Consider the following 12,598-nt stretch of genomic DNA (forward strand, 5'->3'; position numbering starts at 1 on the left):
GTTTGATTTGTTTACCGCCCTGCTTTTTTGTCAGACAAGGCTATATCAAAAAAACACGGTTTTCCAGTCGATCTTTTACCCATCAAATCAGGGGGCGGCGAGCGCGTATTTTTTACTTGAAGAGGCATTCCAGACGGGCTGGTCCGCATGATTTTCACCAGCCCGCCTTGATCTTTCTCAAAAACGTCGAAATCGCCACATCAGTGAAAACGCCAATACGGCGCATCAATTATGGCGATCGTTTTCTGCAGCGCAATATTTACATTCTTACGAAATATCGACGCAGATAATCGGCACCCGATTAATCGCCAGAGAAAATCAGGATTTCCAGGCACCCGGCAAATCGCCTTGATTTCCGCTTTGCACCAATCCTGAAACGCGAATCGTTATCGCTTGCCCGGCAACGACGGCATTCATGCGGCCGGCGGGAAAAGAAAGGACGCCGTATCCGGCGCGAAACGGCAGAAATCCGGAAGGATGGAGAAAATCACCCGCGCCGGAGGCGTTCGCCCCCGAGCGCCGCGTTACGAAAACAGGCTCATCAGGTAAAGCATCGGCCGGAACGACAGCGGCCGCGCATCGGGATTCGCCCACAGACGCACCGCATACACCGCATAGGCCGGCACTTCGCGCCAGCTCGAATAGACGTCGCGCAGCTGGAAGCGGCGCGGATACGCGGCATAGATGTTCTCCCGCGCGATGCCGACGCGCTCGAACGCGAGGCGTGCCCGCGCGAGGTGGTAATACTGGCTGACGATCAGCACGCGCGACTCGCGGTGCGCCTGCAGATACGCGAGCGTGTGCTGCGCGGTCGCGAGCGTGTTGTCGCCCTGGTCGTCGACGGCGATCCGGTCGGCCGGCACGCCGCGCGCCACCAGATAGTCGCGCATCGCGGTCGCCTCGTTCAGCCCGGGGCCGTCGATCGCGCCGCTGACCAGAAACGCCGGGCACTGCCCGGTGCGGTAACAGCGCACGCCGACGTCGAGCCGGGCCGCGAGCACGGGCTTCGGCGCGCCGGTATCGTCGAGCGCGTTGCCGAAGATCACGGCGACGTCGGCCGGCTCGCTCGGCATCCGCATCCCGTACGCGACGAGCGCGGCGGCCGCCGCGATCCAGAGGCACGCGAGGACGGCCAGCACGCGGCCCGTTCGGGCCGCAAAGCCCCGTTTGGTGTGGGTTTTCAACGGTTTCGGTCTCTCAGGTCGTCGGGCGTGTCGGCTGGCCCGGCCCCGGATGGGCGCGTAACGCTAGCACGGCGCGCGCTCAAGTGTCCACGCGACGGACCGATGAAGCATGCCCGGCAACGCGGGCGGCAATACGCGGATCGAAATTCGGAGATCGAAAGAATGCGCATGGCCGCGCCGTGACGCACGGCGCGACCCGGCCCGAATCAATCGACCGGGCACATCGCGAGCCGCCCCATCGCCTCGCCGGCGCCGCGCACCGCGCAGGTGGCCGGCTCGTCGGCGATCCGGGCGACCAGCCCCGTCTCGTCGTACAGCAGGCGTTCGAGATCGGCGAGCAGCGCGCCGCCGCCCGTCAGCACCACGCCGCGATTCGCGATGTCGGTCACGAGCTCGGCCGGCGCGTTTTCCAGCACCGACTTCACCGCGCCGATCACCTGCTTGAGCGGCGCGGCCAGCGCGTCCGCGACATCGTGGTTGGACAGCTCGACCGAGCGCGGCAGGCCGTCGCCGATGCTGCGCCCGACCGCGCGCGTCGACGTGCGCGGCACCGCGCTGGTGGCCGAGCCGATCGTCTTCTTCACGTGCTCGGCGGTCTGCTCGCCGAGCAGCACGCCGTACAGGTTGCGGACATGGTTGACGATCGCCGCGTCGAACTGGCTGCCGCCGACGCGGATCGCCTCGCGATAGACGATGCCGCCAAGCGCGATCACCGCGACTTCGGTCGTCCCGCCGCCGATGTCGACGACCATCGAGCCGACCGGCTCCGTCACCGGCAAACCCGCGCCGAGCCCGGCGGCCAGCGATTCCTCGATCAGTTCGACCTCCGACACACCTGCCGCGAACGCGGCGTCGCGGAGCGCGCGGCGCTCGACGGCCGTCGCATCGGACGGCACGCACAGCGTGACCTCGACGCGGCGGCCGAAGCGCGAACGCGTACGCGACATGTCGATGAAACTGCGGATCATCTGCTCGGCCGCGTGCGCGTCGGCGATCACGCCGTGCCGCATGGGCCGCACGGATTCGAGATGCCCCGGTTCGCGGCCGAGCAGCGCCTTCGCGAGCTCGCCGACCGCCTCCAGCGTCGGCCGCGCGTCGGTCGCGCCGGCCTTGCGGAAGCAGACGACCGACGGCTGGTTCAGCACCACGCCGCGTTCCTGCGTATAGATCTGCGTACTCGCCGTTCCAGGGTCGATCGCAACGGGTTGCGCAAACAACTTTCCGAACAGCGGTGTCGACATATCAAACCTTTGTGAGCGAACGGGCCGGGACAGCCGCGCCGCATTATTGCGGCGCGTCCATGCCGGCCCTTCACGAGCTTAGCGGCAAATCGTTCCGATACTTTAGACAATCCTGATGATTTTTTCGCGACGGAATTGCCGAAAACGCCGTTCCGGGCATGTCCTGCTCCACAACGGCCTCTCGCGTTGCCCCTGTAAAACACGGTAATCTCTCGGTCTTGCCTGCTCCCGGCAGGCCTCAGACGCCCGATCAAGCCAGGTATTGCCACCATGTCAGCGACCGTTTCCTCCCGCTGGGCGCGGGTGCGCCCGCTCTGCACGACGCTCGTCGCCTTCTGGTGCTGCACGGTCGCCGCGCAGCCGCTGCCGGCCACCGAACCCGCCGCCCCCCGGGTCGCCGCCGCCGACGCGCCGGCTGCCGCGCCCGCCGCGTCCACGCCGGCGTGCACGGCCGACGGCGGTCCGGCCGGCCGGCCGTCGATCGGCCTCGTGCTGTCCGGCGGCGGCGCGCGCGGCTACGCGCACCTCGGCGTGCTGAAGGTGCTGGAGGACAACCGCATCCCGATCGACTGCATCGCGGGCACCAGCATGGGCGCCGTGGTCGGCGGCCTGTATGCCAGCGGGATGGCCGCCGACGAGATGCGCAAGCGGCTGTCGGAGGTCAACCTCGCGGATATCGCGTTCGACGTGACGGAGCGCGCGGACCTGCCGCAAACCAGCCGGGAAGACGAGCGCCTGTACATCAACGGCCTGACGTTCGGCTTCGACAAGAAAGGCGTGAAAGCGCCGGTCGGCCTCGTGCAGGGCAACCGGCTGCAGGCGCTGCTCGCGAACTGGACGGCCGCCGTGCCGACCAACCAGCCGTTCGACCGCCTGCCGATCCCGTACCGCGCGGTCGCGACCGACCTGCAGACGGGCCAGATGGTCGTGCTCGATCACGGCTCGCTGCCGCTCGCGATCCGCGCGAGCATGGCGATGCCCGGCCTGTTCGCCCCGGCCGAGCTCAACGGGCGTGCGCTCGTGGACGGCGGCCTCGTCAGCAACCTGCCCGTCGACACCGCGCGGCAGATGGGCGCGAACGTCGTGATCGCCGTCGACATCGGCTCGCAACTGCGCCCCCTCGATGCGCTCGCGTCGCCCGCCGACGTGATGCAGCAGATGGTCGGCATCCTGATCCGCCAGAACGTGACCGCGCAGCGCAAGCAGCTCGACGCGCGGGACGTACTGCTCACGCCCGACCTCGGCTCGCTCGCGTTCACCGATTTCCAGAACGCGAAGCAGGCGATCGCCGCCGGCGCGGCCGCCGCGACCGCGGCGCTGCCGAAACTGCAGCGCTTCGCGCTCACGCCGGAACAATACGCGGCCTACCGGTCCGCGCACGCGCAGCCGCTGCCGCCGCCGATCCGGATCACGCGCATCGACATCCAGACCAGCGGCGGCGTGCCGAAGCAGGTCGTCAGCAACGCGCTGCACGTGAAGCCCGGCGACACCTACGATCCGAAGACCGTCAGCCAGGATCTGCTCGGGCTCACGACGGGCGGCAACTTCGAGAGCGTCACCCAGCAGATCGTGAGCCGCGGCGACGACAACGTGCTCGAGATCAACGCGCGCGAGAAGTACTGGGGGCCGAATTTCCTGCTGTTCGGGCTCGGCATGTCGAGCAGTTCGACCGACGAAGGCGGCTTCCGCCTGCGCGTCGGCTACCGGCGGCCGTGGCTCACCGAATCGGGGCTCGAATTCCGCGCGGACACGACGATCGGCAGCGACCTGCAATCCGCGCGCGTCGAGTTGCGCCAGCCGCTGTCGATGGCCTACGGCGTCTATCTGTCGCCCTACGCGGAATACCAGCGCCGCTACGCGAACCTGTACGACGACACCGGCGACGTGAAGATCACGCAGTACCTGATGCAGACCGCGCGCGCCGGGATCGACTTAGGCCTGCCGATCGCGCGGCTCGGCGATTTCCGGATCGGCCTCGGTTACGTGACCGGGCACGGCTCGCCGACCTACAACCTGCCGTTCGACGACGGCAGCGGCCAGACGTTGCTGTGGCCGAGCTTCACGTCACAGGCGCTGACCGCGCGCGCGCGGCTCGTCATCGACCAGCTCGACGATCCGATGTTCCCGCGCAAGGGCTATTTCACCGAATTGCGCATCGAACGCTCGCTGGTGTCGCGCAACGGAGGCTCGGCGCAGGCGTTCGACGACAGTATCAACACCGCGCCCTATACCGAGATCTACGGCAAGGCGATGCTTGCGCAGCAGTTCGGCCGGCACAGCGTCAGCGCGACGATCGAAGGCGGCAAGAGCATCGGCGGCACCAACCTGATCAACGCCTTCAACTTCACGCTCGGCGGCTTCCAGCATCTGTCCGCCTATGCGGCCGACCAGTTGAACGGCAACGAGCTCGCGTACGGTCAGGTGACCTACATGAACCAGTTGATGACGTTCAACGCGTCGCCGATCAAGGCGCTGTCGGTGGGCGCCAGCGCGGAAGTCGGCAACGTCTGGTCGAGCGGCCAGCAGATCGGCGGCGGCGCGCTCAAGCAGAGCTATACGTTCTTCACGAGCCTGTCGAGCGCGTTCGGGCCCGTCTACATCGGCGTTGCGCTCGCACCCGGTGGCCGCCGCAACTTCTACCTGCAGCTCGGCCGCACGTACTGAGCGTGAACGGATGCCGCTTCGGCGGCATCCGCGCCCGCGCTGCAAACGAATCTTCGTGCGAATCGCGGCATGGGAATGCATCGGCACGGGAAAGGCACGGCGGGGAATGTCGGCGACGCACCCGAAACCGGCGCGCGTGGCTATCGTTGCTGTCGAGGGCCGGGCCTCGTGCGGCGTATCGCTAGACCGGCCAGCTGATCTCGAACCGCGCGCCGCCGAGCTCGACCGGATCGACGACCGCGATCCGGCCGTTGTGCGCATGGAGCACCTGCCGCGTGATCGACAGGCCGAGCCCGTAGCCGCCGGTGCGGCGGTCGAGGCGCACGAATGCGTCGAAGATCCGCTCGCGCTCGCCCTCCGGCACGCCGGGGCCGTCGTCCTCGACGAAGATCCCGATGTTGCCGTGCACGAGCGAGATCCCGACGACGATCCGCGATTTCGCGTACTTGCTCGCGTTGCGCAGCAGGTTGCGCATCGCGTAAGACATCAGCCGCCGGTCCATCTTCACGCGCAGGTCCGATGCGATCGCGATGCGCGACTCGATCGTGCGCTCCGGATACAGCAGTTGCGCGTCGCTGACCTGATGCTCGAACCACGCGACGGGCGCGGTCATCTCGAGGTTCGACTGCAGCGAGCTGTATTCGAGCCGTGCATATGTGAGGCTCATGTCGATCAGTTCCTCGAGTTCGGTCACGTCCTGCGCGATGCTCTCGAGCGCGCCCTGGTATTCGGCCGCGGAACCCGGTTCGCGCAGCATTTCGAGTGCGAAGCGCACCCGCGCGAGCGGCGTGCGCAGCTCGTGCGAGATGCCGTTCGTGAGATCGCGCTGCGCGGCGATCAGCCGCTCCATGCGCATCGCGAGCGCATTCAGCGTCCGCGCGAGCGGGCCGATGATTACGCTGTGCGATTCGCGCGCGCGCGTGTTGAAGCGCCCGCCCGTGAAATCGATCGCGCGTTCGCGCACCATCACGAGATCCGACCAGACCGGCCGCATCCACCGGTACGCCGCGAGCGCGGGCGCGGCGAACACGAACGCGAGCACGATCCAGATGTCGCCCGGCAGCGAATCGAACGCATGCCACACGACCTGCGGCGACAATTCGACGCACAGCGCGAGCGCCGGCACGAGCGCGGTCAGCAGCACGAGGCCGAGCAGATGCAGGTAGGTGCGCACGTAAAGGCGCGACCAGCTCGGAATGCGGTCGGCGCGCGTGTCGGTCCACGCGCGACGGAAATGCAGCCAGCGCCATCGGACATAGCGCAGCGTCGGCAGCGGCGGCGCGTCGGGGTGCGAACGGGTTCGTCGGATCATCGCGGCTCCCGGCTGGCGGGCGGAATGCCCGCGCGGGACGTGACGGCGTCGCACGAAGGCGGCGTCATTCCCACGCGTGCTTGCTGAATTGATAACCCTTGCTGCGGATCGTCTTGATCCGCTGCGGGTTGCTCGCGTCGTCGCGCAGCTTGCGGCGCAGCTTCGAGATGCGCCCGTCGATCGTGCGGTCGAGGCCGTCGAATTCGACGCCGCGCAGTTGCAGCATCAGGTCGTCGCGGCTGACGACTTCGCCCGCATGGCACACCAGCGCCCACAGCAGGTCGAATTCGGCCGACGTCAGATCGGGCGTGCAGCCGTCGGGCAGCACGACGGTGCGGTCGGTGCGATCGATCGAGAACTTGCCGAACGCATAACGCTCGGGCTGCGGCGCGGCGCTTTCGGCCACGCGCGCGGGCGCGCGGCGCAGTTGCGCCTTGATCCGCGCGAGCAGGATGCGCGGCTCGACCGGCTTGTGCACGTAGTCGTCCGCGCCGAACTCCAGGCCGAGCAGTTCGTCGAACGGCTCGTCGCGCGCCGTCACCATGATGATCACGCCGTCGTACTGCTTGCGCGCCTCCCGGCAGATTTCGAAGCCGTCCTTGCCCGGCAGGTTCACGTCGAGAATGACGAGATCGGGGCGAATGGACAGGATCGCCGGCACCGCGGCGTCACCATGCAGCACAGTGTCGACTTCATAGTCGTTCTTGCGCAGGTAACCGGCGATCAGCGTGGACAGGCGAGTGTCGTCTTCGACGAGCAGGATGCGAAAAGGCATGGGCAACGGTCGGGTCATCGGGGAGGCCGAGGCAGCGCCGGCAGGTGCCGGACGCCGGCCATCGGCCAAAACGTACCGCATGATACTGCGCCCGCCGATTGCCTGTTTGCCGGTCTCGAAAATAAGGGTTCGATACCGGCCGGGCTTGACGAATCGGCGCCGGGACGGTTCCATACGGGCTCGCCGGAATCCGGCCGCGCCTCTACCCTGCCTGACGTGATGAATTACCAGAATTACCAGACGACCCTCGAACGCATCCACACCGAACTCGCCCCCTGGATCGGCCAGGGGCGGGTCGCCGACTACATTCCCGAACTCGCGAAAGTGCCAGCCGACAAGTTCGGGATGGCCGTCGTGACGCTCGACGGAAACGTTTACACGGTCGGCGACGCGCACGAGCGCTTCTCGATCCAGAGCATCTCGAAGCTGTTCGCGTGCACGCTCGCGTTCCAGTTGCTGGGCGACGCCCTGTGGGAACGGGTCGGCCGCGAGCCGTCCGGCAACGCGTTCAACTCGCTGGTCCAGCTCGAAAGCGAGCGCGGCAAGCCGCGCAATCCGTTCATCAACGCGGGCGCGCTGGTCGTCACCGACGTGCTGTGCCGCCGCTTCGTGAGGGCCGAGACGGCGCTCGTCGAATTCGTGCGGCGGCTGATCGGCGCGACCGACATCGACTACGATTCGCGCGTCGCGCAGTCGGAGCTGCAGCACGCGGAGCGCAATCGCGCGATGGCGCACTTCATGGCGAGCTTCGGCAACATGCAGATGCCGCCCGACACGGTGATCGATGCGTATTGCCGCCAGTGCGCGATCACGATGAACTGCGTCGAGCTCGCGCGCGCCGCGCTGTTCCTCGCGAACGGCGGCGTCGCGCCGGTGACCGGCGAGCGGATCGTCGATTCGAGCTCCGCAAAGCGGTTGTCCGCGCTGATGCTGACCTGCGGCACCTATGATGCGGCCGGCGATTTCGTGTACCGGGTCGGCCTGCCCGCGAAAAGCGGCGTCGGCGGCGGGATCGTCGCGGTGCTGCCCGGCGAGATGGCCGTGTGCGTGTGGGCGCCGGGGCTCGATGCGAACGGGAACTCGCTGGCGGGCACGCTGGCGCTGGAGTGGTTGACGACTTATACGGGAAGGTCGATTTTTTGAAGAGGCGAAGTTAGGTGTGCCTCACTTGGCGCGGCGGCGGCAGGTGAATATCGGCACACTCAATCGAGAATTCGTTATTCGGCAGCAATCGACCCCGTAGAGACATGCACCGGTTCACACAACAAAACCACGAAAAATGAAAATATTCCTTGCGGCTTCATTAGGCATGTCATTGCTTGCTCAAATATCACCTGCCTTCGCGGATAGCGATAACGGGAAAAAGATCTTCCTGGCGAGATGTGCCATGTGCCACGGAGCAGATGCCAGAGGAACGGGACCACTGGCGAATAAAAGCAACCCACCCACACCCGACCTTACGACGCCGGCCTTCAAGAAGCGACTCAACGATTATCCGGGCGTTATTGTCTCGTCAGTCATACTTCGTCCAAACGGGGATCTGATTCCAAAAACGTTGCGGGAAAATGGCGTAAAACTCCCACCCCATTCGTGGACAGTCAAAGATTTTCGAGATTTGAATCAATATATGAGCGGATTAATTTTAAAAAATTGAATACTTTGATTCTAGCTTATATTGCCGGAGTGCCAGCACGTTGGCGCTGGAGTGGTTGACGACTTGTTCGGGGCGGTCGATTTTTTAAGGTAGCGAAGCTAGGCGTGTCTCATCCGGCGCAACGGTGGCAGGGGAATATCGGCACGCTCTATGGGGAATGCGTCGTTCGGTAGTAATCGACCCGGAGCGGTCGGTCTGCATTTTCGAAAGCAGCCATTCGATGCAGTCGTAGATCACTATGATCCAACAGCAAAGGTGACTGCAGTCGATTAGATTTCCACTGCGGCTCTCGGCTCGTTCTCATAGCTGTGCCGAGATTCGTAAATGGCTATTCCAGTGCCAACTCAGTCATAGTACGACAGCGCGATCAAAGGGGGGCCTTGCTCGTGGGTTCGGCGCCAGTTCACAAATGCACATGCGTCTTGCAAAGCCGCGAATTGCTCCGGGCAGCGCTCCCTGAAATTATTGGCGGCACCGAGTTGTATCGCCAACGTGCGGCCCGGGAGAACGTGCACACTAGTCATTTCGGCGCCGGGTTCATCGAGATAACCAAAACAGTCAATCAATGCATTCATGTTGTTCCCATAGAATGCGGGAAATCCAAAGATCTGCGATAGGACCCGATGAAAGGATATCCAGTCTGTGATTTCAGTCGTGTCTACAAAAACTATCGTCATTACGCCTTTTCCTCACGTTCGTGTCCGGATTACTGATGAACCAATATGCAAATCGTCAGTGCCTTTCAAGCTGACGTCGAACGGCCGCTTCTGGCTGGCCGATGCGAATCGACTCAGAGGGACACCCAGTGGCAACAGGAATTCGGCCAGGCGGTTGGCAATCAACGGGAACGACTCACCTTCTTTGCGCGTGTTACGACGACCTGTGAATCCGAACGCTCGTCCAGTCGAGCCGAAGAAACCCAATTGAGATGGCAGGACCATCGATCGGGAGCAAACAATACTCTAAGCCACCAGGCGCATAACCCAGCGATCCCCAATCCATCGAGATAAGTTTCCCCCATGAATAGTGGTCGGTCTTCACGGCGTCTCGCACTATCCTTTCGGGCAATTGTGACGTATCGGGCTTCGACTGAAGGTGCGCCACGACCTCCTTCTCAACATAGAGATGCGGCAGCAGGACTTCAACCAAATGAGGACCATTTTGCGCAAAGCGTCCGGTTGTTCCGAACACCGTGGCCGACTGTACTGCCTGGACAATGTCAATTTCCTGCCGTGTATCGATCCATTCCTCGGTCATCCAGTCATAGTCGCCATTGCACGGCACCTTGATTACTGCTGCCTCGAAGTCAAGCCTCACGAGTCCTAGGTTGATGGAATACATGCGTTGTGCGAAATGATGTGATGCGATGACCGATTGTCGACGATTCGTGTTTCGATGTCGACTGCCCGTTGACGGCCGTACCGCGTCCCACGACTGCGCGCGACGGTCCGGATGCAGTCACCGTCGAAGCCAATCCTCGCGACCGATACCATAGACGCGACACATTCGTCGTATGCCTCTTCGAGTAACATAAATAAGTGATCCGAAGTCGGAAATGATGCGTACAGGGATTCGTACCGCTTCAGTAGAAAGCCCCCGTCTTCGAGTTGTTCGATCTCGACCTTCACGGTCGTGCCTTCACTTTCGCCTCGGCCATCAGGGGATTTCCGTGTTGGCGCCCAAATCAGCATAGGTGGCTCGTGTCCGTTGAACGTAGTGCTTTCAGATGCGTCGATCAGGGTTGTTCGCTTGCCTCACCGGGCATAGTCGACGATCTAGGCAATCGTGTCGAACGACCTGAACTGGCCGTAACGAACGCTTGTCGATCAGCCGGATTGAAGGTTCGCTACGCAGTCGAGTAGTGCTTCTGCGAAGTGCGGATGAGATAAATCGATGCCAACACGAGCAAGTGAAAGCAACAATTGCTCTACCCCTTCGACAACTCCGACAATGCGTCCATTTTCGACGGGGTCGTGAAAGTTGGGCAGCGCTTCCGGCAAGTGAGATTCGATACTCGCATTTCCGTGTTCAACCGTAAGTTCGATCCCGAACGGCAGCAAAAACTCTCGTTTTGCGTTCATCATTCTGATCCTGGTGCTGATCACAGCGGCGTTGTCAACGATCTAGCCTGTGGCGTCGAACGACTGCTGCTGGCCGCGCCCTGACGCCGGGGCATGTAACGGTCGCAAGCTCCCGTTGTCCATGCGCAGCCTCCCAATCATGAAGCGTAGCCACACCGGGGAGCCTCTTTCCGTTTGGCCCGGTGGGTTCAGAAAGTCGGCGGATAAGCTATCCGAAAACCCGAGCCCATACCGCCCGAAGGCGTCGCGCTCGGTCTTCGAAGAGATATGAGGCCGCCAGCGTCAAGAGACCTGAAATTGCCCCCGTCACGATGTGCTCGACATAGGGGATGCGGTAGTGACTCGTGTGCGAGTAGGCGTCGCCCAACGTTGTCAGGACGCCAACGACCAACGCATTGCCGTATCGATGCGCGTAGAGTTTCGCCGCAGGCGTGAAAGTCAAAAGTACAGCCAGGAGCCCAGTAAGCAGACCTGTATGAAGTGCAATAGTCCAGTGGGCAAGGCTCATGATATTGCCCCAGCTCCCCGGCATGCAGGTCATGCACGCACTGGTCGGCTGCCAGAAACGCTGGATAAACAGTCTGACGCGGTGCTTCCACTCGGTTGACATGATGCATTCCCATCAATGCCGTCGCCACGGCCGACGCCACCACACGTCTCGTTGAAGCAGTTTCCAAACCCCAGTTTCCAAACCCTTTAACGAGCTTGCCGCCCTCGTCACGGATAGGTTGACTGTGCGCCGTAGAGGCCGAGCAATAACCTGGACATGGGGGAATACTACTCCACGATCAGACGGCCGCTGTTTCGACCAAGACCGGGACTCAACTCTTGCGTCTATCGGTGCGGTCCCGTCCATGACGGGCATCGAACGATGCGCTTGCGCGCGAAGTCGACGTCCGGCATCGACCCTGAACTGCCCGTCGCAAGGCACTGACGGGAATGGCCGGTTTCTGACGCGGATGCTTCGCCGAGCGAGGGGCAGACGTGGCGATCAGCTACGTTGCGTCGGCCGACAAGAAACCGGATCGTTTGATGCCGGTAATTCAGCCGAGATCGACGTTGAAGGCGATGTCCCAGGTGCCGGCGCCGTTTTTGGCCAGGCCGATGAGCATCAGGCCAAGCGCCTCAAGCGTCTGGGCCATATGCAGGCCGCCTACGTCGAACGGGCGCAGCCCAAGACTCGAGATGAAAGTTGCGACGCGCGCCTTGGCCTCCGAATCATCGGCTGCGATAAACGCGTCGAGGCGCCCACCCCGCGCAAGTACGTGGCCAAAGAGCGTGTTGAACGCCTTCACGACATGTGCGCCGGCGGAGGCGCTCTTGGCGATTTCCTGCGCACCGGAACTGCCGTGGGGGGTAACGACGCCCTTGAGGTCGGGGGGAACCGGGTTGGTGATGTCGATGATCACCTTGCCGTCGAGCGCGTTCCCGTACTTGGCGACCACCGCCGCCGCACTGGTGTACGGCACGGCGAGGATGACGATGTCGCCCGCAGGCGCAGCTCCGTACGTCCCGGTGGTCGCTCCAGCGCCGAGCTGATCCGCCAGCGCCAGCGCCTTGGCGGAGTCGCGGCTGACCACCTCGACCGCGTGTCCAGCCTTGGCGGCACGGCCGCCGATAGCTGCAGCCATGCTGCCTGTACCGATGATGCTGATCGTGCCCATTGCAGTTTCCTCGTGAGTTGGGG

At 63.6% G+C, this 12,598-nt stretch carries 12 protein-coding genes; 3 read left to right on the forward strand and 9 right to left on the reverse strand.

The genetic code is table 11. The annotated features are described in order from the left end of the window. Nucleotides 1-524: 524 nt before the first annotated feature. Entirely contained in the window at nt 525-1,184 is a 660-nt protein-coding gene (locus tag BFF94_RS12075) for a YdcF family protein (protein ID WP_128847593.1), read from the reverse strand. A 206-nt stretch (nt 1,185-1,390) separates the two neighbouring features. After that, nucleotides 1,391-2,425, reverse strand: coding sequence for a rod shape-determining protein (locus BFF94_RS12080; RefSeq protein ID WP_219139378.1), 1,035 nt, complete (start codon nt 2,423-2,425; stop codon nt 1,391-1,393). A 270-nt stretch (nt 2,426-2,695) separates the two neighbouring features. Between BFF94_RS12080 and BFF94_RS12085 the strand changes: the two genes are divergently transcribed. After that, entirely contained in the window at nt 2,696-5,089 is a 2,394-nt protein-coding gene (locus BFF94_RS12085) for a patatin-like phospholipase family protein (RefSeq protein WP_219139379.1), read from the forward strand. A 181-nt stretch (nt 5,090-5,270) separates the two neighbouring features. Here the strand turns inward: BFF94_RS12085 and BFF94_RS12090 are convergent, their stop codons facing one another. Both BFF94_RS12090 and BFF94_RS12095 read right to left on the reverse strand, forming a co-directional pair. Continuing rightward, nucleotides 5,271-6,401: an ATP-binding protein gene (locus tag BFF94_RS12090; protein WP_128846028.1), complete on the reverse strand. Its 1,131-nt coding sequence runs from the start codon at nt 6,399-6,401 to the stop codon at nt 5,271-5,273. A gap of 64 nt (nt 6,402-6,465) precedes the next feature. Then, nucleotides 6,466-7,176 carry a response regulator gene (locus BFF94_RS12095; RefSeq protein ID WP_128846026.1) on the reverse strand — a complete coding sequence of 237 codons (711 nt, stop codon included), beginning with the start codon at nt 7,174-7,176 and terminating at the stop codon, nt 6,466-6,468. A gap of 219 nt (nt 7,177-7,395) precedes the next feature. Between BFF94_RS12095 and BFF94_RS12100 the strand changes: the two genes are divergently transcribed. Both BFF94_RS12100 and BFF94_RS12105 read left to right on the forward strand, forming a co-directional pair. Then, on the forward strand, nt 7,396-8,319 hold the full coding sequence (locus tag BFF94_RS12100) for a glutaminase (protein WP_128846023.1): 924 nt from the start codon (nt 7,396-7,398) through the stop codon (nt 8,317-8,319). A gap of 136 nt (nt 8,320-8,455) precedes the next feature. After that, nucleotides 8,456-8,830 carry a cytochrome c gene (locus BFF94_RS12105; RefSeq protein WP_128846020.1) on the forward strand — a complete coding sequence of 125 codons (375 nt, stop codon included), beginning with the start codon at nt 8,456-8,458 and terminating at the stop codon, nt 8,828-8,830. A 344-nt stretch (nt 8,831-9,174) separates the two neighbouring features. Here BFF94_RS12105 and BFF94_RS12110 read toward each other — a convergent pair whose 3' ends face one another. The 5 genes from BFF94_RS12110 to BFF94_RS12125 form a co-directional block, all read right to left on the reverse strand. Beyond that, nucleotides 9,175-9,507 carry a barstar family protein gene (locus tag BFF94_RS12110; protein ID WP_128846017.1) on the reverse strand — a complete coding sequence of 111 codons (333 nt, stop codon included), beginning with the start codon at nt 9,505-9,507 and terminating at the stop codon, nt 9,175-9,177. Nucleotides 9,508-9,700: 193 nt separating this feature from the next. Next, a complete protein-coding gene (locus BFF94_RS12115) occupies nt 9,701-10,171 on the reverse strand; it encodes a hypothetical protein (RefSeq protein ID WP_128846014.1) in 471 nt (156 codons plus the stop codon). A gap of 485 nt (nt 10,172-10,656) precedes the next feature. After that, nucleotides 10,657-10,911: a hypothetical protein gene (locus BFF94_RS12120; protein ID WP_128846011.1), complete on the reverse strand. Its 255-nt coding sequence runs from the start codon at nt 10,909-10,911 to the stop codon at nt 10,657-10,659. Nucleotides 10,912-11,119: 208 nt separating this feature from the next. Continuing rightward, on the reverse strand, nt 11,120-11,521 hold the full coding sequence (locus BFF94_RS37840; protein WP_128846009.1) for a hypothetical protein: 402 nt from the start codon (nt 11,519-11,521) through the stop codon (nt 11,120-11,122). Nucleotides 11,522-11,954: 433 nt separating this feature from the next. Next, nucleotides 11,955-12,575, reverse strand: a complete 621-nt coding sequence (locus BFF94_RS12125; protein ID WP_128846006.1) for an NADPH-dependent F420 reductase — start codon at nt 12,573-12,575, stop codon at nt 11,955-11,957. Between the last annotated feature and the right edge of the window lie 23 nt (nt 12,576-12,598).

It is taken from the genome of Burkholderia catarinensis, from assembly GCF_001883705.2.
Lineage (GTDB): Bacteria > Pseudomonadota > Gammaproteobacteria > Burkholderiales > Burkholderiaceae > Burkholderia > Burkholderia catarinensis.